Here is a 23,950-nt window from a genome sequence, read left to right as displayed (position 1 = left end):
TTGCGTAACGCCGGTGTTGGCTCAAACGCAATCGGCTCCGCCCAACGTCGTTGTGATCTTCATTGACGACATGGGATACGCCGACATTCATCCGTTTGGCGATACGAAGTATCCCACTCCGAATTTAGATCGGATGGCCGCCGAAGGTCGTCGTTTCACTGATTTTGTCGTGTCATCCGCGGTTTGCTCCGCATCGCGATCCGCTCTGATGACGGGCTGTTACCACCGCCGCGTCGGCATCTCGGGAGCACTTGGGCCCAAATCCGAAATTGGCATTAGCGATGCGGAAACGACGCTGGCCGAGGTTTGCAAATCGAAAGGTTACGCAACGGCAATGTTCGGCAAATGGCACCTCGGTCATCACCCTAAATTCCTGCCCACCGCCCACGGCTTTGATCAGTACTATGGCATCCCCTACAGCAATGACATGTGGCCACTTCACCCTGATTTCCTTGCCAAACGCGAGAAAAATCCCGCAGCCAAATCACCGTGGCCCAAGTTGCCGATGATCTCGGCGACGCAAGGCAAAGGCTATGAAATCGTGAACCCCAACATCCAACCTGAGGACCAGGAACAGATGACAAAACAGTTCACCGAGCGGGCAGTGGACTTCATCCAATCCAACGCAAATCGACCCTTCTTCCTGTACCTGCCGCACCCGATGGTTCACGTTCCGCTGTATGCCTCGGACGATTTCAATGGCAAAAGCGGGCAGGGCATTTTTGGGGACGTGGTGATGGAAGTCGATTGGTCCGTGGGCCAAATCATGAACGCGATCGAGTCGATCGATGCGGCCGAAAACACGCTAGTGATCTTCACCAGCGACAACGGCCCTTGGTTGTCTTATGGAACGCATGCCGGATCGGCAGCACCGCTTCGCGAAGGCAAAGGAACGATGTTCGAAGGAGGCTATCGCGAACCGACGCTGATGTGGTGGAAAGGGAAAATTCCGGCGGGAACGACGTGTGACAAGCTGTGCAGCTCGATCGACGTACTGCCAACCGTTGCCAAGTTGATCGATGCCGAAGTACCCGAGGGTGCGTCGCGTAAGATCGACGGCAAAGACATTCGGCCATTGATGTTTGGTGACGAAAACGCGTCGTCGCCCCACGACGCGTTCTACTGCTACTACGCTGGCGGCGAGTTACACGCGGTTCGCAACGAGCGATTCAAATTAACGTTTCCTCACCGCTACCGCACGCTCGCGGGACGCGACGGCGGCGATGGTGGGACACCCACGGCGTACGAGATGACAAAGATTGGCCTGTCGCTGTTCGATCTGGACAACGATGTCTCGGAAACAACGGATGTCAAAGATCAGTTCCCCGCAGTCGTCAAGGAACTGCAAGCTGCCGCAGAGCGAGCCCGTGACGACCTGGGCGACAAACTGACAAGCCGCAAAGGAAGCGGCCTGCGTTCGCATGGCAAGCTCGATGCCAACGACGAGCGATTGCCGCTCGATTGGAATTAGAGCCAAAATCGGTAAGTTCCACACGAATTCCGCAGTTACCTCTCCACCGACGAAGATTGGTGGAGAGGTGGCAGAAAACCAGCGCAACTAAAAATCACAACAAGCCCAAAGATTTAGCAGCCCAGACTTATGCCTCGCGGCAACACGCTTACGCCTCGTCGCTGGTGGTCTCATCCGAGTCGTTTGCGTCGTCGCCGGAATCCGACGGCGGCTGAACTTCAGTCGCTGCCGAAGCATCATCGCTAACATCGGTCGTTTCGGATCCGGATGCAACGACGGTCCCTTCGACCACGTCACCGGCTACTGCAGCGACCTCTGCTTCGTCCGATTGCTCTTCGGGTGGAACACGCACAACCGCGATCAGGCTATCGCCGCTGTCGATGTTCATGATTCGCACGCCTTGCGTGTTACGACCGATGACATTGATGTCGGCAGCCTTGATCCGCTGCAGCTTGCCCTTGGCCGTCATCATGAACAACTCGTCTTCGTCCGTGACGCGGGCGATTCCGATCACGGGACCGTTACGCTCGCTGGTGCGAATGTCACGAAGCCCCTTGCCGCCACGTTTTTGAGTACGGTAACGAGCGCCCGATGCACTGCTTTCCTCTTCGGTTGACTCTCCTTCTGCTGCTGACTCACCCTCAGCCGTTGACTCAACTGCCTCGCCTTCGCCATCGGAATCGGCATCACCGGAATCTCCGGCTACCACGGGTGCATTGGGCCCAAAGTGCGTTCGTTTGCCGTAGCCGTTTTCACAAACGGTTAACAACGTTGCTTCGGGATCTGCCACCACCATGCCGACGACACTGTCATCGCCCACGAGCTTGATTCCCTTGACACCTGAGGTGTTTCGTCCCATCGGACGGGCATCCGATTCACGGAAGCGGATCGCCATTCCGGAACTGGTGACCAAGATCACCTCGTCGCCAGGGCCGATCACGGCGGCGCCGACAAGCTCATCACCCTCGCGAAGTTTGATTGCGATAATCCCGCCCTTCTTAGGACGGCTGTATTGTTCAAGCGGCGTCTTCTTGACCAACCCACTGCGAGTGGCCATCACCACGTAGTAGCCAGCCTGATCAAAGTCGCGAATCGCCAAACACTCGGCAATTTTCTCGTCTTCGCTCAAGTTCAACAGGTTGACGATCGCACGCCCCTTGCTATCACGAGCCAGTTGCGGCAAGTCATAGACCTTTTGCCAACGCACTTTACCGATCGTCGTCAAGAACAACAGATAGGCATGCGTGCTGGCGACAAACAGATGCTCAATCGGATCCTCGTCATCCGTCTTGGCTCCCTTTAGCCCCTTACCACCACGACGCTGAGTGTTGTAAACGCTGGTCGGGGTTCGCTTGATATAGCCGCGATGGCTAATCGAAACGACCATCGTTTCCTCGGTGATCAGATCCTCGAGGTCGATATTGCCAAGCTCTTCGTTGCTAATCTCGGTTCGACGTTTGTCACCGAAGCGACGCTTCATCTCTTCGAGATCCTCTTTGATGATCCCGTTGATTCGATCTTGGCTGCTGAGGATATCGAGATAGTCGATGATCTCGGTCAACAGCGCGGCGTGTTCGCCGGAAAGCTTTTCTTGCTCGAGGTTGACCAATTGGCCAAGCGTCATTCGCAAGATTGCGTCGGTCTGCACACTGGTCAAAGTGTAGTTTTCTTTCTCGCCACGCTCGAGCACAAATTGAGAAAACCCGCTATCTCCGAGCGCTCGTTTTAGCATCGACGAGGGGCATTCGATTTCCATCAACCGTTGCTTGGCATCGGCTTGATTGGAACTACTGCGGATCGTCTTGATAATCTTGTCGATGTCGGCAAGCGCTAGCAACAAACCTTCGACGGTATGTTTTCGGCGACGTGCACGTGCCAACAAGAATTGCGTTCGGCGACGGATCACCGTGGCGCGATGCCGCAAGAATTCTTGCAGAATTTCCTTGATCGTTAATTCACGCGGCTTGCCGTCCACCAACGCCAAGAAAATCAGCGAAAACGTGTCTTGCAGTGGCGAATACTGATACAGTTGATTCAGCACGACATCGGGATCACCATCCCGTTTGAGCTCGATGACCAAACGAACGGGCTCGTTCAAATCGCTCTCGTCACGGATTCCTGAAATCCCCTTGATCCTATCGCCGTTCACTAGCGCGGCGATCTTTTCGATGACGCGGTCACGGTATTGCTGATAAGGAATCTCGGTGACAACGATCCGTGTACGACTGCCCTTCATCTCTTCGATGCGGCATTTCGCGCGGACCACGATCGTACTGCGTCCGGTCTTGTAACCGCGACGAATCCCGGCGCGACCGCAAATAATCCCGCCGGTGGGGAAGTCAGGGCCAGGAATGATTTCGCAAATTTCGTCGATCGAGGTTTCGGGATGATCGACCAATCGGATCAACGCTTCACAAACCTCGGTCGGATTGTGCGGCGGGATGCTTGTCGCCATCCCAACCGCGATCCCGCCGCTGCCGTTGATCAACAGGTTGGGATATCGACTCGGAAGCACGGTGGGCTCGGTGCGAACTTCGTCATACGTCGGGATGTAGTCGACAGTGTCGAGTTTCAAGTCGTCCAACATCGATGCAGCAACCGCGCTCAAGCGAGCTTCGGTATATCGCATCGCAGCCGGAGGCAAACCCGCGATACTGCCAAAGTTCCCCTGCTTGTCAATCAACAGCGACCGCATGTTCCATTCTTGAGCCATCCGCACCAACGTCGGATAGATCACACTTTCACCGTGCGGGTGATAGTTACCCGAAGTATCACCCGAGATCTTTGCGCATTTAACTCGCTTGCTGCCGGGGCCGAGATTCAAGTCATTCATCGCGACGAGAATCCGTCGCTGACTCGGCTTCAATCCGTCACGGACATCGGGCAACGCACGACTGACAATGACGCTCATCGCATACGTCAAATAGCTTTCACGAAGCTCGTCTTCGATCGGCAAATCGATCAGGCGAAACGCGCCCGCACCACCATCGATCCCGTCCCGATAACCATCAGGGCCTTTGCTATCGCCGGCGCCGTCTTCTTTGTTTGTTTCGTCTTCTGCCAACGTCGTGTCCTAAGAGGAGTGCTGGGTGCGAAAATCTGTCTTTATGGGAGCTAATTTTTTTTGCAAAACGGGGACGGACCCTGCTACTTTCGAAGGGCCAGTCCCCGTTTGAAAAAAGCTTTATTCGAACCCCGAATTCAGCCCCAAAGTGTACCCTTTTTTGCGTTCCTTCACAACGACCCACAGGGCCAAGGGCGTTGTCGCAAATCCTTACATATCAGCTACTTGCGACCGATTAATCAGACGGGAGCGAAAGCCAACCGCGAATACGGTGCCCCGAGCACAAATTGGCAAGGCTCTGACCGCCCTGGATCCCTTCACTTCACACTAGGCAAGCTGACAAAACAAGCCGCGGCCACTATCAATCAAACCACCCACCGGGGGTGCTCTGCGGGACCAGGTAGCCTCGTCTTTACGCTTCCTCGCTCGGGCGATCCAACGACAAACCCGTGCGGTTGAGCCAGGCGATGAAACAGCCTCCGGCCACCGTCGAGAGCGACTCGCCCCAACTCCACCACGAGGGCATCCCCGCCATTGCGTCCACCACAAACTGGGCCACGCCAAAAGCGATCGTGCCGGCGGCCAAGTGGCGGACGAGGGGCCGATAACGCTCCAAATCGTTGGCCAAGATTAGCAGCCCAATCCCTACAAACCCGTACAGAATGGACAGGTGACGAGCGAGATAAAACGTCAGCGGGGCCGAGGGAAAGGGATGGATTCCAAGCGATTTCGCAATCTCGATCATCCATTTCTCAGGCATGACCGCCGCAGGAAACGCCAACAACGTGACCAGCCCGACGAGTTGCAAAAACAAGCGAAGCGGCACAAGGTTGTCCGTAGCGGAATTCGTTATTGATTCTGATTTCAATTCAGTCTCCTCATTCGACTGCCTCATTTAGTGAGCCGCACGCGTAAGCGTCGGGTTGGGATGGTGATTGCGCATCCGCCCAGGGAATAACGAATGATCACGCCCAGGGCATCGGCGGGGTCGACGAAAGATGCATCCTGTCTCTCACCGCCTCAGGAATCTCGACCACCTTGTGAACTCGCAAATCGACGTAGACCCAGCGTGTTTCCGCCCGCGCCAGGACGCAGCGGTCTGCGGGCCGACAAATCAAGTACTTTCGCGTGGACGCGTAGCGATCAATCTCGTTGATCCAAGTCCGAATAACCAGCTCGTCACCTGCCAATGCGGCCGCACGATAGGTGATGTCATGCTTACGAACCACCCAGCCGAGCCCCTCAGCTGCCGCTGCCTTCGAATCCCAACCATTGGCGGCGGAATGCTTCGAGGCGGCCCAAAGCGTCCACTGGACGTAACGCAAATTGTGCACGTGGAGCTGCGAATCAATCTCTTCGGGAAGCACCGTGTGCGTAACATCAAAATAACTCTGCATCGTTTGCTTTGCACCTTTTTGTGATCGTGTTCGTGACCCGGGTCAGCATCGAGGGCTCGAAATCGCTCCGCCGAAACCGGATTGCCGAGCTCCTTGCAGTCCGCCCCCCCCAGAAATTCCGCCCTCCAGAAATCCCGTGCCAAGGGATAGCCGTTTGCCTATGATAGTAGTTGAGGCGAATAGGCCCAGCGGGACATGGAATGCAATGACCACTGCCAATCAGCATTGCCATTGCCAATCACCATTGAACGAGTAGCCGCTGGCATACCAACCCCTTAAACTTGCCTCCGAATAGTTAACTCCCACCTTTAGCGAAACCGAACGATGAATCATCGCCCTTCAACCTTTGCCTTCTTGCTTCGCCCCCACACGGCCGTGGTGGCTGGGATCCTGCTATGTGCTTTGGCATTGAGCCAAGTAATGATGCCGTCGCAAAACGTGGCCGACGAGCCTGCAGAGCCCAAGACGAGCGAGACCAAGACTGCGGCAAGCGAGAATGGCAAAGCGACCGAAGCGGTTGCGACGCTGGCGGGCGGATGCTTCTGGTGCACCGAAGCGGTGTTCGAGCGAATCGATGGGGTTAACGATGTCGTCTCGGGCTACATCGGCGGCACCGATCCCAACCCGAACTACAAAAAGGTTTGCAGCGGGCAAACCGGACACGCCGAAGCGGTCGAAGTTTACTACGACCCGAGCAAACGCAGTTACGAAGAAATCCTCAAAATCTTTTTCAAGACCCATGATCCTACCACCTTGAACAAGCAGGGATATGACGAGGGGACTCAGTACCGCAGCGCAATCTTCTATCACGATGAAGCCGAAAAGAAGGCGGCTGAAAAGTTCATCGAGAAACTGAACAAGTCGGGCGATTACCGCAGCCCGATCGTGACCACACTTGAAAAAGCGGAGAAGTTCTTTCCCGCCGAAGAATATCACCAAGACTACTACCGACGAAATCCTACGGCGGGATATTGCCAAGCAGTCGTAAAAAACAAAGTGCGGAAGACGAACCGCGAGTTCGGCGACATGCTAAAAAAGTAACCGACGCATAATTCGAGCCGAACGATGACATCTGCCCGACACTCTTTTCTTATTGCAAACGCTGCGGCCGCCGTCCTGTTGTGGGGTGGCACCGCGATCGCGCAAACGGTTCAACTGCCATCGATTGAGACTTTCTCTTACTCCGGCAGCGTGTTGGTTCCCGACAGTGGCACCGCTTTTCTAGGCGGCAACAAATCGGCGTCCTTCGGATCAAATCGCAGCGGGCTGCAACGTGGATTCGGTTCGTCACAAGGCCTTTCCCAGGCCACCGCTTCAGCTACCATCATCGATCTAACAGAGATGGATCGGCAAATCCTGGGCGGCACGCCGGAACAGTTCCTACAACGTGAACGGGAACGCGAAAAGTCGGGGACGGCAACCTCGCCGATGACTCTTGACCCTGATTACCGGGGCAAAGCACTGGTGCGTTACGCACGGGCACAGTACCGCCAAGGCAACACGTCGGCCGCCTTTAATGGGTACCGCCAAGCGATTGCGGTGCTGTCGCCTCATTTAAGGAATTTGGCCACTGCGGAGTTCAAACGCGTCTTTGGAGCTGCTGCCGAACAAGCCCTGCACATGGCATCGCTTCCCTAAGCGACATCAAATGTTGGCGGCGGAGCGTTTTCCGATGATCGCGATGAAGCTTGGCACCAGAATCGTGCGGACGTAGAACGTGTCGATCAGCACGCCCAACCCGAGCGCGAAACCGAGCTCGACAATACCTCGCAGCGCAGCACCTCCTTCGCTCGGAAAGCCAAAGAACGTGGCGATGGGCGGAAACCATACCGACGCCGTCATACTAAAGAATGTCGCTGCCATCACTAACCCGCACGCAGTAATGATGCCTCCGGTGCGAGAAACGGCGCGTCGCAGTGCAGCCAACCATCCCAACCGCTGTTGTTCTTCCAACACACGCGTCACTAAGTACACGTTGTAGTCTTGCCCGACTGCGACCAAAATCACGAACAGGAACAGCGGCAATTTCCAGTCCAGCCCCACATAGTCACTGCCGTACGCGGCCCGAAAAAACAGAATCGTCAACCCCAGCGTGGCGTAATAGCTAATTAACACCGTGACGATCAAATAGAGAGACAACACGACGCGGCGGAGAACCACCACCAATACCAAAAAGACCGCCACGACAACGGCAATCTTGATCCGGCGATTATCCGAGAGCGTCACTTTGCGAAGATCGATAATCGATGGTGTCGTGCCCGCCAGCAACACTTGCGAGCCACTCCAACTCGATTCGGGGTCTTCGGTAAGCTGCTCAAGGAAATGCTGAAGATTCAAAACGAGCGATGCGGTTTCAGTTGAAAACGGATCTCCCTCGATGACGATATCCAACCGCACTAATTTGTTTTTGAGCTTGGGGACCTCGCTAAAAAAGTAGCCTTGGGCAATCCGGTGATTCTGTAGCGCGCGGCGTCGCCACGCATCCCCGCTGAGCAAGCCCATGTCACGATTGGGCGGAAAATCACCCAGCGGGTCATCAGCAGTCCGCACCGTTGCCACGCCGGGCTGAGCATACAGTTTGGTGGCGAGTTGCTTGACGTTTTTCTTGACCGCATCATGCGGCAAATCATCGGGGCGAACAATCAACGCCGTGACGGGATTGATCTCGCCGATGTTGAAATGTTTCGCCATTAAACGCAGCCCCTGGCGACTGGCCGCCGAGTGACTCAATTGGCTGCTCAGGTCATACGTCACCGAGCGTTCGTTCATTAATCCGTAGATGCCAGGGACGATCAACAACACGCCCCCTACCGACAACGCAGTGATTGGATACCGCGTCAAAACCAGCGCAATCCAGCCCCACGCTCCGCCATGAGCGGAACTGCTTGCATGGCTTGATGAAGGTCCGAGCAGCGACCGACGCGCCGGTTGACGAATATCAATTTTGGTGGGCCAGAACACTTTCGGTCCCAGCGCTCGTAACATCGCCGGGGTCAACGTCGTGCAGACTAGCAATCCCACCAGCAAGCAGATGCCGATAATCGGCCCGGTATAGTGAAACTTTCCAAACTGAGCGATCCACAACGTGCCCAAGCCGAGCACGGTCGTGAGCGCGCTGCCGATCAGCGCCCCCATCACGTTGGAAACCGCGTTGCGGCAAGCCACCGGCCACACCGTTTGACGAGCTTCTTCACGAAGTCGGGCGATCAGGAACAAACAATAATCAGTGCCCGCACCAAACAGGATCACAACGACAAAGATACGACTGGTCGTGAACACACGAAGATCCAGCCCGGGGACCGTGCCGTCCATCGACCACTTCGTTAAGATCGACACCAAGCTCATCGAAACGACGACGGCAAATCCGATCGAGATCATCGGGATCGCCACCAACAACGGTGCTCGATAAACGACGGTCAAAATGATCAAGATCATCGCTACCGTGATCCACTCGGTATAGCGAATCGCATCGCGGGCGGCGGTCAATGTTTCACCGCCAACCGCAGCCGACCCAGTCACCAAGACCTGCAGTCCCGGTTGAGTGTAGTGCATGCTGTAACGCTCCACCGATGCAATCAACTGCTGAACCGCCTCGAGCGTATCAATATTATTCGTCGCCGCTAATTCGCTAGAAAGCTGCAGTACAGCGAGCCGTGCCCCTTCTTTCTTCAGTCGCGGGCCGACAATCGAGTCCTCCCAAGCCAAAACATCCAGCAGCGTGCTCCACCCACCGAGGTCGCGATCGGCGATCGGTGTCGCAAGCGACGGCATGCTGGGCTGCAAGATCAACGCGGCCTCATAATCCGCCTCGACCGTTTCAATCGCATCGCCCCACTGCTCAAGCAGATGGCCGCGATCCCAATACGCCAACGCCATTCGCGGTTCTGTCAGTGTCGGTTCCGATTTTGGCAGCTCATCGGCGACTCGCTCGTAGAACCGTTCGTCCATCAAAATCGAATTCGTGAACGCTTCGCGAGCAAGTTTGATCCAGTGGCCCGAGGATGTGTCTTCGACAGGCGGGCCACCGGTATAACCTTCGGCAATCGCACGCTGCCAACTGACCTCGCCCAACCGGTGATACAACCGCCGCAGCAGATCGAGCCCCACGATTTCATCGGACCGTTTTAATGCCCCTTCGTCACGCCCGATCACGAACACCATTTGGCTGCGACTGCGAACGCCGGGAAAGGCTTCATCAAGCAGCCGGCCGCCCGCGACGCTTGTCAGATCCGCTGGCAGGTATTCAAAGTCACCGTCTTGAGCGATGTCCTTCCACGCCGGAGCCGCCATGCGGAGCACCACGGCGGCAACAATCCATGCCAACATCACCCAGCCCCAACGCCGTGTGACGAATTGTGCCCAGCGATGCGAAACAGGACGGTGCATGTGCATCGAATTTGGAAGAAGGAAGGTAATTTGGGAGGGAAGGGCAGCTGTCAATCAAACTCGCGGTGCGACAATCCCGACGGCAACAAAGACATTAGCGAGGAAACTGCAAAATGTCTGCCCCCAGACTGATATCGGGCCTCTGCGTTGCGTTATCGAAAAGGCGGCGGAACTTTCAGGCAGCGAAACTCGCCGAGAGTTTCGAATGTGCCAAAACTTGTCGAAAGTCTCGGCGACTTTCGCTGCGAGATCTGCCGATCTATCGCCACGAAAACGTTTTATTCACCAGCGGCCGAACCGTTGGGCTGGCTGCGACGCTCTCGTTTCTCCTGAACCCCAAAGGCACGCAGGGCATTTTGCACCGATTCGGTACTCAGATCGCCCGATAGTTTAACGACTTGAACCTCGCCGCTCGGTTTGGCAGCTTGATCCAGCTTGTCAATCATTTCGCAGACCAGATCCAAAAGCGGCTCGCCCTCGGCGCTGACGATCAACGTATTGCCGATCAAGTCGACTCCCATCGACAATTTGCCTTTGAACGAGAAATCGGCACCGCCACCGTCTTGCCCACCTTCAGATTCGACCAGCCCGCTGCCGCCCCCGTCGAGACTCTTGGATGCTTTCTTTTTATCACCATTCTCACCGCCGCGGCCGCCTTGCTGGCCCTTCCCGCCTTGGAACGTCTTGTCGTTGCTGCTCAACAAATCGCGATAGGCTTCCTTGACCGTTTCGGCGATACGATCGGCCTTGCCGTACTTGATCGAGACCAATTTGGTGTAGCGGGACTTACGTTTATTGGCTGGTTCCTCGACATCCCACAATTCGATCAACTCTTCGATGGTGCGAATTTGTTCCGAGGTGGCTCCCGTGACCACGAGGGTGTTGGTATCAACGTCGTCAACAAATTTCAGCTTCGCTCCCTTGCCAAGCCCCGTTGGTTCCTCCTTTTTGTTGTCATCGCCTCCACCCCAATAATATCGAAAGAACGAATCACCATCGTCATCGGTGGCGTCTTCGTCTTCGAAATAATCCTCCAGATTCAGTCGCATCCAATACGCACTGCTGTGTTTGATTTTGAAGACTTGGTAGGGGCGTTTCGGAGGCGCAATTTGCAGCATCAGGTTCTCGAGTTGGTCGAGTGCCTTGGTATCGGGACTCATCAACACAAGATTTCCCGACTTGTCGAATTCGATGCGAATCGGTTGAGGTGGTTTTCCACTTCCCTCCACCTTTTTCTCGGCAGCAGTGTCCTGGAACATGCGGTCAAAATCTTCTCGCGACCGCACGACGGGCGGATTGGATTCAGGACGTGTGGGCGACTGGACCAACGTCACTGACCCTGTCGCAAACGGATTGCGTGCGGCAGCCAGATTATCGCCATCGGCGTCGGCAACGGGCTCTTGCTTCGCCGGCTCTGATTCTTCGTCGCTCGAATCTTCGTCACTCGATTCGTCCGGCTCTTGCTCTTCAGAACTTTTGAATTGGTCGTCAGATGGCAACTCAAGCGGATTCGGCGAAAGTTGACTCCATTGTTTTTGCAGCCGACGAAGGTATTCGAGCGTTTCGGGACTCGCCGACGCATCGATCACACGGAGCATGCGGTCGCTGCCTCCGGGAGGTGGCAATTCGCCGAGCTTAATCAGCAGCGACTCCACCTCTTCCATTTCCAACTCGTTGGCCCACAGCAAGACTTGCCGATAACGGTTGTTGGCCGCCACACGGAACTCGTCCTTATTTTTCTTGTCTTCTTCGGGTTGGCCAAAGCCGTAGCCGTAATACGAATAGCGGCTCCGCGAACGACTCGAATCGTCTTCCTTTTTCTTCCCCATTAGGAATGTAATCGACTCGGCGACTTCGCCCGCGTCGAGCCGTCGCAGTTGCAGTACGTGAAAATTTCGTCCGCTTCCATCGAGCCGCTCAATGAGCGATTGGATAATAAAGCGATCCGCCGCAGATCCGGAAACGATCAATGCGCCGTTTTCTTTATCAACACGAATCCGGGTCGAAGGCTCCAGCACATTCATATCGCCGATGATCTCGACCAACTTTTCCGGATCAATCGACGCCAAGCGGAACACTTCGACTCGCGATTGAACATCCGACAGCGAGGCAAGGGAACTACTAGGCACATCGATCCGTTTGATAAATTCGCCAGCGATGGCAATTCGATCATCCGGAGCCCGAATGATCACGGAGTTTTGCCGCGTGTTGGCGACAATCGAGATCTCGACCTTCTTTTCCGGAGTCGGTGGTTTACCGCCACTTTGCTGACGCATTTGCTGCATCATCTGCATTTGCTGGGGCGACATCGGTGCTTCGGCCTTTTTTTCGACCCCGAGAAATTGCTCGAGCATCAGCTTCGCTTCTTCGGCAGGCATGTACCGCAGTTTGAACTCAGGTGCGAGCGCCTCGCGGCTAGCGTTGTCCGACTCTTCACGTATTAGCCGAGCGACCTGTTGCACATTGATCGCGGCATCCATCACTTCGATCCGGTTGGTCGTCGATAACGATATGATGCGCCCATTGGAACTGATCATGGGCTTCAGCTCTTCGGCCAACTTCTCGGCCGACAACCACTGAACATCTAACGAGACACGAACAAAGGCGTGGGGCAACAACTTTTGAAGTTCTTCGGGAGTCACGCGAGGGACGATGGCAGGATTGATCGTTTCAGTCTTGGCGACCGTCAAACCGCCGTCGAGTTCCAGGATCGCGTAACCGCGTGCAAGCAGATAGCGATTGAAAAGATCTCGCGTCTCGGCGACGGTGTAGCGTCCGGGCGATGAGAGATTGACGCGGTCCCCGGGAAGCTCGAGCCAATCCAAGGGCTGGTTTGAAATTTCTGCGAGCCATTGAACCAATTCGACCCACGGTTGGTTGCGGAATTGAAAAGCAACACGGCCGTCTTCGCCGACAGTTGCTTTTAGCTCGTCGGGATTTGCGGCGACGACCATTGGCATTTTGCCACCGCTATCGGCCGAGGCCTCAGCCTCTGCCTCTGCCTCTGCCTCTGGAATCGCTTGAGTCTCCGGCAACTGGTCACGCCGGATGACCTTGGGCTTCGCATCCTTGGACTCCGCTGGCTTGCTGTCCTTTTTTTCTTCCTTGGCTTCCGGTGGTTTTCCGGGCATTGCTGGGTTTACGTCATCCGAAAACGCGTCGGCAGCGATGACGAGGTTCAACAGGCAGAGGACTGCCAATAATAGGAGAAATTGCGAACGCACAGGGAGGGGCCGCCTAAGGGGATTGTCACTAACCAAGAGCCCGACATTATGGCTGAAAGGCTGACGTGTGACAAATCAATTCTCCGCTAGCGAAAATTTAACGCAAACAACTCATTTCCATCGATTTGCAGCAGGAATAAAGGCGTCCATGGGGGCCAATTCGACAGGATTCGCCTGATCGGCAAAGGCAAACCCCAGCCGAGAGATCCGGTCTGCGGCTCCAATTAATTCATCAGCGTTGTTCAATTTGAGCTTCACGCTTGCAAATTCACCAAGGATCTCGTCCAAAAGGGGGGCGTTTACCTTGGCCGCCACGCTTTTCAGTTTTGCAGCGGCACGAGCGGTGCGTTTCGCTGCGGTGATGCCATAAGTTGCCTTCTCGGTCGCGACCGCGGTCGCCCGCAGTCCCGCTTCCAACTCGGCAATCATCCCGGCGACAAACATCACTCGCAATCGCTCGGGGCTGCTGACGTCGTTGGACTTGCCATCGGTACGAACAAAATTGTGGCGAACGAGACCTTGGCTCCACGACACAAATTCGAAATCGAGACTGCCGACGGAGTGACCGCCGACGTTAACTAGTTGCTCATCCGCAGCGGTGTGGCAACGCAAGCAACTTTGAGCGACCAAGTAGACGTTCTCGGGATTCCGCATTCCCGCATGAATGCTGTTAGCAATCCGCTCTTTGCGATGAGCTTCGGTTTCGGTCAACCGCGTGATTCCTTCGCCACCATAATCTTGGTGAACATCAATCCAATTCTTGGCGGGACCGTGGCACGATTCGCAAGAGACTCCGGCGATAATGTGGGTATGGTTGGTCGCCAGATCGGTTTGCTGAGTGTAGTGACACGCGACGCAGCGGCCTGCGTTTTTGATCGAAGTTAGGCCGAGCTTGGCGGCGATCTGTTTGGCTTCGGGTCGACGATGAAGCTCGTCAAAGGTCTTGGCGTGTGGCGTTGCTCGCCAAACTTCGATCTCTGCCGCATGACATTTCACGCACGCCTGATTTCCCACCACCAAATGGGGCGACGCAGGACTGGCGGGCTCAACCGCGGCACCCGCAGATGCCGAAGGGGTCGTGCCGAGCGCCATCGACGACGTCAAAAGACAAAGGGTCGTCAATACAATCCAGCGAACGATCATCGTCAAAGTCTCCATCCTAAAGAAAGGGGTGTATCTGCAACGTCCACTGAGACTTGAATTGCGAGGACGAAGAGAGAGCAACGGGTTACTAAAAACTAGGTCGCATTTCGCACCAGGGCGGCAAAGCCGTGCAAATAATTCGGTTTTCCGAATCCCCCCGAGGCCCCGCGGATTGAATCCGTGAGCCGTGGGCCGTCAGGCACCGGGTAAAGCGTGAAACCCGGCCGCTCGCGCGCGAGCGGCTCACTCAATCAACAGCTCGCTTCCGCCGCATCGCTACGAAATAGATGTCACTAAGAGAGTATCCGAAAAGGGGTCTGACCCTTTGGAGTCGTTTTTGTTGAGTTTTTTGCCTCGCCGGAGAGGGTCAGACCCCTTTTCGGATACCCTCTAAGCCTGCGCCGTTCTACTCAAAGCAACCGCTTGGCAAACTTTTCCGATTTTGCGGGATATGCGGGCCTTTCATTGGACGCACCACTCTGCAATTGCCGATGAGCGAGAACATCGAGGCGGAGGGAGATACGCACATGGGCACAAAAGAACCCGAACAACGTCGACGCTACGTCGACATGTGGGCATTGCCGGGAATGCACCCCAGCAACGTCGAATTGTTGCAAAAGTTGAAAACGGCCGACACCAATCACTTCACCACGAACATGGACGTGGTTGGGACGGTGTCCGAGCAAGATCCCGAATCGGGCGACTGGGAAAAGTCGCACATGCTGGGGCTGCGCACCGACGTCTGGAAAGCCGACAAGGCTGAGATGGAAGACGCGCTCGATGTGCTGCAGAACCAACGACGCTCCGAGCTGAAACAGCAGATCAAAAAATCGGGTCGTCTGAGCGGGAAGCAGCAAAAGCAACTCGACGAAAAACTCGCCGAGGATTGCGTGATGAAAATGGACGCCGGCGCGATCGAAAAACGCCGACTGGTCTTAAAACTGTTCAAAACATCGAACGAACGCACCAGTTGGTGTGGCACGATCGAACAGATCACCACCACCGAAATCCACAACTCGATCGGCACGGGCAAAAGTTTGTTGTCGATGGTGGTGATGTTGCCACGCAGCGAATGTGTGACCTACATCCAGCAAAACCATCGCACGTTTCGAATCCCGTCGCTGTTCACATTTGCGTTTTATCATGACGGGCATATGCACCACGTCGTGCTGAAACGCCGCTGGATTTCGATCGGAGCGGATTACGAAATCGAAGTAGGTGGCAAGTCGATCGGTGAAATCGATGGCCGATTGTTCTCGTTCGGATCGGACAGCTACTTGGACTTGGATCCGAGCGAACTGAGCGAGAACCGCAAGTTCTTGGATTTGATGACGTTATTCACCGCCAGCATCGGCTACCACAAAGCAATGCGAAAAAGTGTCGACCGACGAGTCAAGGCAACTCTGTGTGGCGACTCGCATTGCCATGTGATCGAAGACGAAGAAATCCGTTTACTGCACAACGGACGAGCCGCGGCGTAGCCTGGACGTTATCGAGATGAAGACGGTATCCGGATGCGGATCAATCGTTCGTCGGTGTTACCGATTGATTCCGATTCCAGACCGGTGGAATCCAGATCCAGGTGGCCACGACTGCGACCGCGAACAGGGAATAGGCGAGCGTAAAGACCCACGGGGCGGCATCAAAGAACATCGCATCATGCACCCAGTTCGCCAGAAAATCACCGTTATAAGTTTGTTGCCCCGCCATCGTGCGAAGCCACTTTTCGAGATCGGTGAGCGGGCAAGTGATCTCCATCCAAGCCTCTACGACGACAATCAAAATCATCGCCAGGTGAATGCAGCGGAACCATGGATTGCGAATCCAATGCCACTTCCTCGCCCATCCGATCACCGTCATCAGCAGTCCGAAGAGCACGTAGGACACATACGCAAAGTGAATGAGAACGGTCAGATCAGCGAGGATTCGATAAATCATTTTTGCGAGTTGTTCGGGTTACGGTCACTGTCGCACTCGATTTTCGTCTCTCCGCGTCACGTAAGAAGCAATCAGTGTTGAAACAATCGCGATAACCATGGTCGACGTGCATCGAAAAACGACTCGTTCCCGGTCCCCCAAGGGCGGAACCGTCACGGTATATGCGGAGCTCACTGAGCCTCGCTGTGGGACTCTCACGTTGTAGGTCATTTCGCTCGGTTCAATCGCATGTAAATAAACGTCGGAGAAATACGATGAGAGCGAATAGGTTCCCGTAGTGTCGAAGACCAAGAAAGCGATGCCAGCAAAAGCGAACGCAGCGTTGCTTCGCTGTCGATGCCCAGTCGCAAAGGCTGACATTGCAGCGGAGTAGCAAAGAACCGCTGCGGTCACCAACATTATAACGGCGACAACAAAGTGGCTCTTTGTTGCAAACCATACGCACGCAAGCGCCAGGTAGGCCGTCCAGGCAAGCATTGATTTGATGCTGTAGGTTGCCATAAGCTATTCAGAATAACGGTACGATTGAGAGTGCGGCGGTGAAAGACTCAGCCAACGGCAAAACGGATACCACCACCGCTCTGATGCAACTGGAAGTTTCCCAAACGCACGGTTTATGGATTCCTGCGAATGGCATCACCCACCGCACCTATCGAGTGTCTCTTGTGACGCGTTGGCATTCGATCGCGTTTCATCCAGTCGGACAAGCGATTTGGTCCTGAATCGCGTTTTGCCTGTGCAGTTTGATCTTCAAGTAGTATAGCGTAGTCTTGGGAAATGGGTGAATCCGCAGCAGAGATTCGGAATCGCGGCAAGCACTTCCTAGTGCGCCGAGTACAACTTCGTGCTGCCGGAACGGCGCAAATGCATGAGGCGAGTGTGCACGGTCCGCGCAGCAAATACGAGCGGATTACGACCGAAGTTCCGCTTGGGCAAGCATTTACTTGGTCGGGCCTAAGCAGGTAGGCAGGAATCATTGGGTGAAATCCCGTTAGCCGTTTGGGCACTAGCCCCGGTTCAGCGCCGGAACCGTGGCTAGCGCCAAAACGGCCAATTTACTGAAAGACTCCTGCCTAACTGCCTACTCTTGATCTGAATAAGCCGAGCTAGCGGAGTCGCACTAGGCGCACTTCGCCGCTGTCACAGCGACGAAGTCCCTCGTGGGTCTGCACGAGTAACGAGCCGTCGTCGGCGATTCCCTCGACGGTGCCTTCGTTATCGACGCCACGATCACGAAACGCGATCACTTTATTTGTCAAATAACATCGCGACCGAAACTCGGCTAAGACCTCTTTGGGCGAATCTTTGATCGATGCAACGATTTCGACTAATTCACGAACGATCGGATCGAGCAGTTCGAACCGGGTCGCTATACGCCCGGTGGCCGAAAACAAGGACTGCGGCGATGCGGCTCCCGGAGTATCGATCTTCGGTTGCTCGTTGATGTTTACCCCAATTCCGATGACGACGCGGTCGGGCGTCGCTTGATTGGTTTCAATCAATACCCCGGCGACTTTGCCGCCTGCGAGATAAACGTCGTTAGGCCACTTCAAATACGCTCGCACCGGAGCGAACAAGAATTCGATCGCCCGTGCCGTCGCCAATCCTGCGGCCAACGACAACAAGCCTCGTCGATCGGCGGCAAGCAAGTCGAACGCTACGGTCAATGAAAACGTCAACGCATCATCACTGCTAAGCCACGTATTCCCCTGTCGTCCTCGGCCCGCGGTTTGACGATCGGCGATGTACAAACGCGGCAGATGATTTTGTGTCACGTTGCCTTGGGTTAACTCGCTCAGAGCATCGGAATTGGTCGACGCCGTGCTGTGGTGATACACCGCCGAAGCACAAATATGATCGTCCAACAACGACTGCACGACTCGGATCCCGCTGGGGTCCACATCCTCATCGGCTTGGATCATCCGAGCACCCACAAACTCATCGAAGCCAAGATCAACAGGATGACAACGATTTGCCACGTCTTCAGTTTCGAGCTGACGACGGTATTTTCGGAAAACTCTTCGCGAACGTACTCGTCGTAGTCAAAGTCATCATCCGCATCGATTTCATCCGATTCTGTTTTCCAGCCATCCTCGTCACTGCTACCGCAATGGCGACAGAACTTCGCCCGAGCGGGCAGCTCGGCACCGCAGTGGGGGCAAGCAAAGTTTGAATCGTCTTTCACTTCGGTGCTGCAACAATCGAGGAATCCGCTGTTTTTTCCCAGCAAGCCGGGAATCAAAGAACCACCAAGTCGTGTAGATTAGTGGGTGACGGACATTCCGATAACCCCGCAGTCTGTCGCAAATCACGCAGTCTGCTGCAAACCGGGCCGTTCTCCGGTAATTCACGCGGGCACCCGGCAAAGTAATGAACCAAGACTCGACATCCGCCGAATCGCCTCCGCCCCTTCGACCGCTGGTTGATTCGTTTGGTCGAGTCCATACCAGCGTTCGGCTGAGTGTGACGGATCGCTGCAATTTGCGCTGCTCGTATTGCATGCCCGAGCTCGATGCGACGTTTATGCCTCGCGATCACCTGCTGACCTTCGAAGAACTGCATCGATTCACTGAACTCTTGGTCACCCGCTGCGGCATCAACGATGTTCGATTGACCGGTGGCGAACCGCTAGTCCGCCGTGAATTGGACCTGTTTGTTGCCATGCTTAGCGGGATCCCGGGGCTGACCGATCTGTCGCTGACAACCAACGGTATTTTGCTGCCCGCGCAAGCCGAAAAATTAAAAGCCGCTGGACTGAAACGGCTGAACATCAGCATCGATACGCTTGATCGCGAGCAATTCAAAAAGCTGGCTCGCCGCGACTCACTCGACGAAACCCTCGCGGGAATCGAGGCGGCAATTCAATGCGGTTTCGAGTCGATCAAACTAAACGCGATCGCGATCCAGGGGATCACGGAGCACGAATTTGTTTCGCTGATCGAGTTTGCCGCGTCCAAAGGAGTCGTGATTCGCTTCATCGAGTTCATGCCACTCGACTTTGATCGCGCATGGCAACGAGACTCGGTGCTAAGCGGCGACCGCTTGCTGGGGCTAATCGAACAGCATTTCGGAACACTGATCGAGCAACCGCGTGAGACTCCATCCCAGCCAGCCGAGCGATTTCGCTTGCCCGAGGACGGAAAGTTCGCGGGCGCCGAGATCGGGATTATTCGCTCGGTGTCGCAGCCGTTTTGCCAAGCCTGCAACCGACTGAGGATCACCGCCGATGGTTCGATTCGGAATTGCTTGTTTGCAAGTGACGAATCGCCGATTCGCGACTTGCTTCGCGGTGGCGCCAGCGACGATGAACTGATCCAAGTCGTGCGTGATTGTGTGTGGCAAAAGAAACCGAGCCATGGAATCGATGGCGATGGATTTTCGCCGCCACCGCGAGCGATGTACTCGATCGGCGGATAGCGAGGAAACGTGTTCAAACGCCGATTTGAGTGTCCATTTGTACCGCGATCGTGAATCTCCACTCACATCGCCGCCTCTGTCTCACCGATGACAAAATCTTAAAACCCCCTCTCACCTGTTCTGACACCGACCGAGCAATTAAAGTATCTCCCCATGAACAAAGACATATTCAAACTTGACGATGATGTGGCCGCAGTGATTGGCGGCACGGGCGAACTTGGTGGCATGATGGCCGAGGCACTCGGTGCCTACGGAGCCAAGGTGGCTGTGTTGGGACGAAACCCCGAACGCGGTAACGCCCGGGCTCAAAAGATCATTGACGGCGGAGGTGAAGCGAAGTTCTTTGCCGCTGACAGCCTCGACCCCGATGCTCTTGCCGCGACCCGCGATGCGATCAAAGCCTGGGCCGGCTCGCCGACTTCGGTGTTGGTCAATGCTGCAGGCGGAAACCGTCCCGATGCCACGATCCCACCAGGCGGCGATTTCTGCAAATTGCCTCAGGAAGCATGGCGCGACGTGTTCGATCTAAACCTAGTGGGCGGCTCGCTGCTGCCATGCCAAGTGTTCGCGCCGGACATGATCGAGGCGAAAGTCGGCAGCATCATTAACATCGCTTCGATGTCGGGCATGATTCCATTGTCACGGGTCGTCGCGTATTCCGCAGCCAAAGCGGCGGTCATCAACTTGACCCTTTGGTTGGCTCGCGAATGGGCAACCACAGGCGTACGCGTCAACGCGATCAGTCCCGGATTCTTCCCAGCCGAACAGAACCGCAAACTGCTGTTCAACGAAGACGGCAGCTACACCGAACGCGGCGGTCAAATCATTGGCCACACACCAATGAGCCGTTTTGGAAATGCCGAAGAATTGGCAGGTGCGGTCGTTTGGCTTGCCAGCCGCAAGGCATCGTCGTTCGTTACCGGACAAAATATCGCCATTGATGGTGGATTTGCTTCCGTCACCATTTAGCAAACCCGCCAGCACTGAGCGAACCGTTCGCACATTCCAGCACACCTAGCAGCCGCGTTCGCAAGGAACGTGGTCGGCATCCATGCCGGTTCCCTTCCCAACCCTTCAACGAGCCGCCCAAATGATTGAACTTCGAAACGACGCCAAGTACTCTCTCGTCATCCCCACCAGCATGGGAGTTCGGCTGACGCCGGCTGACCACCAGCCGTTTCACTGCAGCGACACCTTCAAGATGCAGGGTACCAGCGCGGAGTCGAATGTCGGCAGCATCGCATCGTTCCTCGGAATGCCAGTCAAGATTTTGACGGCATTCGTCAAAGACAGCCCCATCGCACGGTTCATTAAAGACGACTTGGCTCGTCGCCACATGGATTACGAAGGCCCCGAGTTCACCCAAGACACACCGTGGGGCGTGCGGCACCAAATCAACATGGCCGATAGTGGCTGGGGCTCGCGTGGACCACGGGTTCAAAACGACCGAGCCGGCGAAGTCGGACGTAAGTTGAACGTGAAAGATTTTGACTTGCAGCGAATCTTCGGCGACGAGGGCGCCAAGATCGTTCACATGTCAGGGCTGATCGCGGCCTTGTCCGAAGAAACCAGCGAGTTCTGCTTGGAGATCGCTCGTGTTGCCAAAAAGAATGGCGCTCGCATCTCCTTCGATCTCAATCATCGCGCGTCGTTCTGGAAAGGCCGCGAAGAATTGCTATCGAAGCAGTTCAAAGAAATCGCCAGCCTGTCGGACATCCTGATCGGCAACGAAGAAGATTTTCAGTTGTGCTTGGGCGTTGAAGGCCCCGAGGCCGGTGGCAAGGGTATCGCCGCCAAGATCGAAGGCTTCAAAGGCATGATCAACCGTGTCAAGCAGGAATATCCCGACACATCCTTGTTCGCCACGACGCTTCGTGAAGTTGAAAGTGCCAACTCGCACATGTGGGGCGCAATCGTTTCGCACGGTAAAGACTTTAGCGTCATCGAACCCCGCCAAATCGGCGTGTTCGACCGCATTGGTGGCGGCGATGGATTCGTCGGTGGGTTGCTTTATGGCGTGCTCAAGGGCTGGGACGCAGACAAGGCCTCCCAATTCGGCTGGGCCACTGGCGCACTCACCGCAACGCTGAACACCGACTACGGACAACCAGCCGATGAAGACCAAGTCTGGAGCATCTGGAAAGGAAACGCTCGCGTCCAACGATAAACGCCAAGCAAAACTTGAGTAGGCCGGATCAAGTCGCCCTAAGCGACGCTGATCCGACTCGATGCGAAAGTGAAACGTTCTGAATTCCAGCATGCTTTAAGCCACGGAGTGGCGGCAGCACGTAGCCTGGGGCGTGAGCCCCAGGAAATCGAAGAAAAATACGACGCAAAGCCCTGGAGGGGCGGCAGGAAGCGGAATTGCCGATCGCTGCCGCCCCTCCGGGGCTTTGGTAACGTGTGGCAACAAAAACCTGGGGCTCACGCCCTGCTGATTACCCAATTTTTAATGTTCAGCTGAGACGGGCGGTCCGAAGGATCGCCATGCCAACGCGAAGTCCATCATTCGGCGAGTTCCGCGCCAAATCGTTTCCATCCCCGGTGGCCCATCATGTTTGCGTCGATTGTAGCCACCTAACTGAGCAAGCATCGGGATGAACTGCGAGAGTTCTGGGGCTGATTTGGGTGGTTCGGTTTCCTCAACGATTTTCCATACCGACTTCCACTCCGCTTCGCTGAACACGACATCACTGGGCAACTCAGGGCATTCTCGTCCAAGGAACGTGACAAACAGGATCCGCCACGCGACCACTTTGTAAAACATCAACGCGCGAATCAATCTGCTTTTCGTTTCCAGCATGATGTCCTCGACGCGGCAGCCCGATTTGTAGACTCTGAAAAACATTTCCACTGGCCACCGCGCAACGTAGTAATCCACGATTCGCAGAACATCCTGGTAGTCGTCAATCGGAAGTGAACTCAACAGCAGCCAGTTCAGATCGGTTCCGTCGCCCGGACCGCCGACCTCTTGCACAAGTACCACGCTGAGCGTCACTTCGGGAAGAGCCGATCTTGCATGGGGAGGTTTTACTTTTGTGCGAATCGCCCGGATTTCCAGAGTGGCTGTTCGGGCGGCGCGCTTCGCGGTGGCCGGTAGTTCGATCTGCCGCGTCGTGACGAGGTTAGAGTTTTCGACTTCCTCGCGCATCTTCTTGTAGGTATTGCCGCCCGCTTGTTCGTCTTTTTCAGGCAAGCTGCGGACTTGTTTGCTACGGATGACGAAGTCCGCAGGGCATTCGTGTTTTTCAGCTTCGACGAAGATGTCATAGATGTCACCTTCGCGGTCAGCCAACGAAACAATTTGCGTCTGGGGGCACTGGGATGCCAACTGGCAGCAACGCCGATAGCCTTGGAGCCATCGAAAACTTTCCTTGTCTTCGATGGGATCTGTCTTTCGCTCTGCTGCATTGCCCAAGCTCTCTTCGCTACGATCAAAGAAGTCGACATCGAGCACTCCCAGGCATAATTTTTCAGGGGTAAAGACAACGGAGCTATGGTCGTAGAGCCCTCTCCTTTCTGCTTGATTGAGGCAACGCACATCGTCGGGGGCGTGATTGCCAAAGTCCAATTCGGTCGTGTCTTGGGCCACGCAGACAACCTTCTGAAACTTGATTCGCTGAATTGTCGCTCGCCGGTGAGCGCTGAGAATCTCGTCGCTATCGACCTGCGAGTTTTGCAGGAACCGATAGGCTCCTTTGGCATCCTTCCATTTGTCGCAGGCTGCGTTGATACTCTCTTGAGGGTTGGCGAAGAGTGCCTTGAGAATCGCTTTGGATCGATCGTTTCGGCTTTTGTGCCCGAAGTCGATTGTGTTAAATTCTTGTTCAATGGTGGTCGGAATCGCATTCATCAATTGATCTCCTATCGCGTTAAAATAGGAAATAAATGGCGCAAATCGCGTGCCAAA

General features: G+C 55.3%; 18 protein-coding genes. 8 read left to right on the top strand and 10 right to left on the bottom strand.

Annotation, left to right across the window (positions count from 1 at the left end; genetic code table 11):
- The first annotated feature begins 13 nt into the window (after positions 1-13).
- Positions 14-1,471, top strand: coding sequence for a sulfatase family protein (locus SH528x_RS02640; RefSeq protein ID WP_442508983.1), 1,458 nt, complete (start codon positions 14-16; stop codon positions 1,469-1,471).
- A gap of 148 nt (positions 1,472-1,619) precedes the next feature.
- On the opposite strand, the gene gyrA is transcribed toward SH528x_RS02640, so the two are convergent.
- The 3 genes from gyrA to SH528x_RS02625 form a co-directional block, all read right to left on the bottom strand.
- On the bottom strand, positions 1,620-4,382 hold the full coding sequence (gyrA, locus tag SH528x_RS02635; RefSeq protein ID WP_442512070.1) for a DNA gyrase subunit A: 2,763 nt from the start codon (positions 4,380-4,382) through the stop codon (positions 1,620-1,622).
- A gap of 565 nt (positions 4,383-4,947) precedes the next feature.
- The gene (locus tag SH528x_RS02630) at positions 4,948-5,403 is read right to left on the bottom strand and encodes a hypothetical protein (protein ID WP_442508982.1); all 456 of its coding nucleotides are present in this window, start codon (positions 5,401-5,403) and stop codon (positions 4,948-4,950) included.
- A 97-nt stretch (positions 5,404-5,500) separates the two neighbouring features.
- On the bottom strand, positions 5,501-5,932 hold the full coding sequence (locus SH528x_RS02625; protein WP_442508981.1) for an acyl-CoA thioesterase: 432 nt from the start codon (positions 5,930-5,932) through the stop codon (positions 5,501-5,503).
- Between the two features lie 324 nt (positions 5,933-6,256).
- Here SH528x_RS02625 and msrA point away from each other — a divergent pair, with 324 nt between their 5' ends.
- Together msrA and SH528x_RS02615 are read left to right on the top strand one after the other, a co-directional pair.
- Entirely contained in the window at positions 6,257-6,973 is a 717-nt protein-coding gene (msrA, locus tag SH528x_RS02620; protein WP_442508980.1) for a peptide-methionine (S)-S-oxide reductase MsrA, read from the top strand.
- A 24-nt stretch (positions 6,974-6,997) separates the two neighbouring features.
- The gene (locus SH528x_RS02615) at positions 6,998-7,570 is read left to right on the top strand and encodes a hypothetical protein (RefSeq protein WP_442508979.1); all 573 of its coding nucleotides are present in this window, start codon (positions 6,998-7,000) and stop codon (positions 7,568-7,570) included.
- A gap of 6 nt (positions 7,571-7,576) precedes the next feature.
- Here the strand turns inward: SH528x_RS02615 and SH528x_RS02610 are convergent, their stop codons facing one another.
- The 3 genes from SH528x_RS02610 to SH528x_RS02600 form a co-directional block, all read right to left on the bottom strand.
- Positions 7,577-10,318 carry an MMPL family transporter gene (locus tag SH528x_RS02610; protein WP_442508978.1) on the bottom strand — a complete coding sequence of 914 codons (2,742 nt, stop codon included), beginning with the start codon at positions 10,316-10,318 and terminating at the stop codon, positions 7,577-7,579.
- Between the two features lie 278 nt (positions 10,319-10,596).
- A complete protein-coding gene (locus SH528x_RS02605; protein WP_442512069.1) occupies positions 10,597-13,449 on the bottom strand; it encodes a secretin N-terminal domain-containing protein in 2,853 nt (950 codons plus the stop codon).
- A gap of 204 nt (positions 13,450-13,653) precedes the next feature.
- A complete protein-coding gene (locus SH528x_RS02600) occupies positions 13,654-14,685 on the bottom strand; it encodes a cytochrome c family protein (protein ID WP_442508977.1) in 1,032 nt (343 codons plus the stop codon).
- Positions 14,686-15,176: 491 nt separating this feature from the next.
- Here SH528x_RS02600 and SH528x_RS02595 point away from each other — a divergent pair, with 491 nt between their 5' ends.
- A complete protein-coding gene (locus tag SH528x_RS02595) occupies positions 15,177-16,166 on the top strand; it encodes a hypothetical protein (RefSeq protein ID WP_442508976.1) in 990 nt (329 codons plus the stop codon).
- 40 nt (positions 16,167-16,206) lie between these two features.
- On the opposite strand, the gene SH528x_RS02590 is transcribed toward SH528x_RS02595, so the two are convergent.
- Positions 16,207-16,623, bottom strand: a complete 417-nt coding sequence (locus SH528x_RS02590; RefSeq protein ID WP_442508975.1) for a DUF2784 domain-containing protein — start codon at positions 16,621-16,623, stop codon at positions 16,207-16,209.
- Positions 16,624-17,162: 539 nt separating this feature from the next.
- On the opposite strand from SH528x_RS02590, the gene SH528x_RS02585 reads away from it, so the two are divergent.
- Complete coding sequence (locus SH528x_RS02585) at positions 17,163-17,345, top strand: hypothetical protein (RefSeq protein WP_442508974.1); 183 nt, start codon at positions 17,163-17,165, stop codon at positions 17,343-17,345.
- 384 nt (positions 17,346-17,729) lie between these two features.
- Here the strand turns inward: SH528x_RS02585 and SH528x_RS02580 are convergent, their stop codons facing one another.
- Complete coding sequence (locus tag SH528x_RS02580) at positions 17,730-18,602, bottom strand: biotin--[acetyl-CoA-carboxylase] ligase (RefSeq protein WP_442508973.1); 873 nt, start codon at positions 18,600-18,602, stop codon at positions 17,730-17,732.
- The gene (locus tag SH528x_RS02575) at positions 18,542-18,808 is read right to left on the bottom strand and encodes a zinc ribbon domain-containing protein (RefSeq protein ID WP_442508972.1); all 267 of its coding nucleotides are present in this window, start codon (positions 18,806-18,808) and stop codon (positions 18,542-18,544) included. Before SH528x_RS02575 ends, SH528x_RS02580 begins: the two co-directional genes overlap by 61 nt.
- Positions 18,809-18,993: 185 nt before the next feature.
- Between SH528x_RS02575 and moaA the strand changes: the two genes are divergently transcribed.
- The 3 genes from moaA to SH528x_RS02560 all read left to right on the top strand — a co-directional run bounded on the left by moaA (position 18,994) and on the right by SH528x_RS02560 (position 22,207).
- The gene (gene moaA / locus SH528x_RS02570; protein WP_442508971.1) at positions 18,994-20,040 is read left to right on the top strand and encodes a GTP 3',8-cyclase MoaA; all 1,047 of its coding nucleotides are present in this window, start codon (positions 18,994-18,996) and stop codon (positions 20,038-20,040) included.
- Between the two features lie 153 nt (positions 20,041-20,193).
- The gene (locus SH528x_RS02565) at positions 20,194-21,009 is read left to right on the top strand and encodes an SDR family oxidoreductase (protein WP_442508970.1); all 816 of its coding nucleotides are present in this window, start codon (positions 20,194-20,196) and stop codon (positions 21,007-21,009) included.
- 121 nt (positions 21,010-21,130) lie between these two features.
- Positions 21,131-22,207, top strand: coding sequence for a sugar kinase (locus SH528x_RS02560; protein WP_442508969.1), 1,077 nt, complete (start codon positions 21,131-21,133; stop codon positions 22,205-22,207).
- 282 nt (positions 22,208-22,489) lie between these two features.
- Here SH528x_RS02560 and SH528x_RS02555 read toward each other — a convergent pair whose 3' ends face one another.
- Positions 22,490-23,893, bottom strand: a complete 1,404-nt coding sequence (locus tag SH528x_RS02555) for an IS4 family transposase (RefSeq protein ID WP_442506785.1) — start codon at positions 23,891-23,893, stop codon at positions 22,490-22,492.
- Between the last annotated feature and the right edge of the window lie 57 nt (positions 23,894-23,950).

The organism is Novipirellula methanifontis (genome assembly GCF_052161655.1).
Classification (GTDB): domain Bacteria; phylum Planctomycetota; class Planctomycetia; order Pirellulales; family Pirellulaceae; genus Novipirellula.
This window is presented reverse-complemented; position numbering and strand designations above follow the sequence as displayed.

Bases quoted from the DNA above. Each gene is read 5' to 3' on its own strand.
- gyrA (WP_442512070.1), bottom strand. From the start codon at position 4,382: ATGAGCGTCATTGTCAGTCGTGCGTTGCCCGATGTCCGTGACGGATTG.
- SH528x_RS02625 (WP_442508981.1), bottom strand. From the start codon at position 5,932: ATGCAGAGTTATTTTGATGTTACGCACACGGTGCTTCCCGAAGAGATT.
- msrA (WP_442508980.1), top strand. From the start codon at position 6,257: ATGAATCATCGCCCTTCAACCTTTGCCTTCTTGCTTCGCCCCCACACG.
- SH528x_RS02615 (WP_442508979.1), top strand. From the start codon at position 6,998: ATGACATCTGCCCGACACTCTTTTCTTATTGCAAACGCTGCGGCCGCC.
- SH528x_RS02610 (WP_442508978.1), bottom strand. From the start codon at position 10,318: ATGCACCGTCCTGTTTCGCATCGCTGGGCACAATTCGTCACACGGCGT.
- SH528x_RS02605 (WP_442512069.1), bottom strand. From the start codon at position 13,449: ATGCCCGGAAAACCACCGGAAGCCAAGGAAGAAAAAAAGGACAGCAAG.
- SH528x_RS02600 (WP_442508977.1), bottom strand. From the start codon at position 14,685: ATGATCGTTCGCTGGATTGTATTGACGACCCTTTGTCTTTTGACGTCG.
- SH528x_RS02595 (WP_442508976.1), top strand. From the start codon at position 15,177: ATGAGCGAGAACATCGAGGCGGAGGGAGATACGCACATGGGCACAAAA.
- SH528x_RS02590 (WP_442508975.1), bottom strand. From the start codon at position 16,623: ATGATTTATCGAATCCTCGCTGATCTGACCGTTCTCATTCACTTTGCG.
- moaA (WP_442508971.1), top strand. From the start codon at position 18,994: ATGAACCAAGACTCGACATCCGCCGAATCGCCTCCGCCCCTTCGACCG.
- SH528x_RS02565 (WP_442508970.1), top strand. From the start codon at position 20,194: ATGAACAAAGACATATTCAAACTTGACGATGATGTGGCCGCAGTGATT.
- SH528x_RS02560 (WP_442508969.1), top strand. From the start codon at position 21,131: ATGATTGAACTTCGAAACGACGCCAAGTACTCTCTCGTCATCCCCACC.
- SH528x_RS02555 (WP_442506785.1), bottom strand. From the start codon at position 23,893: ATGAATGCGATTCCGACCACCATTGAACAAGAATTTAACACAATCGAC.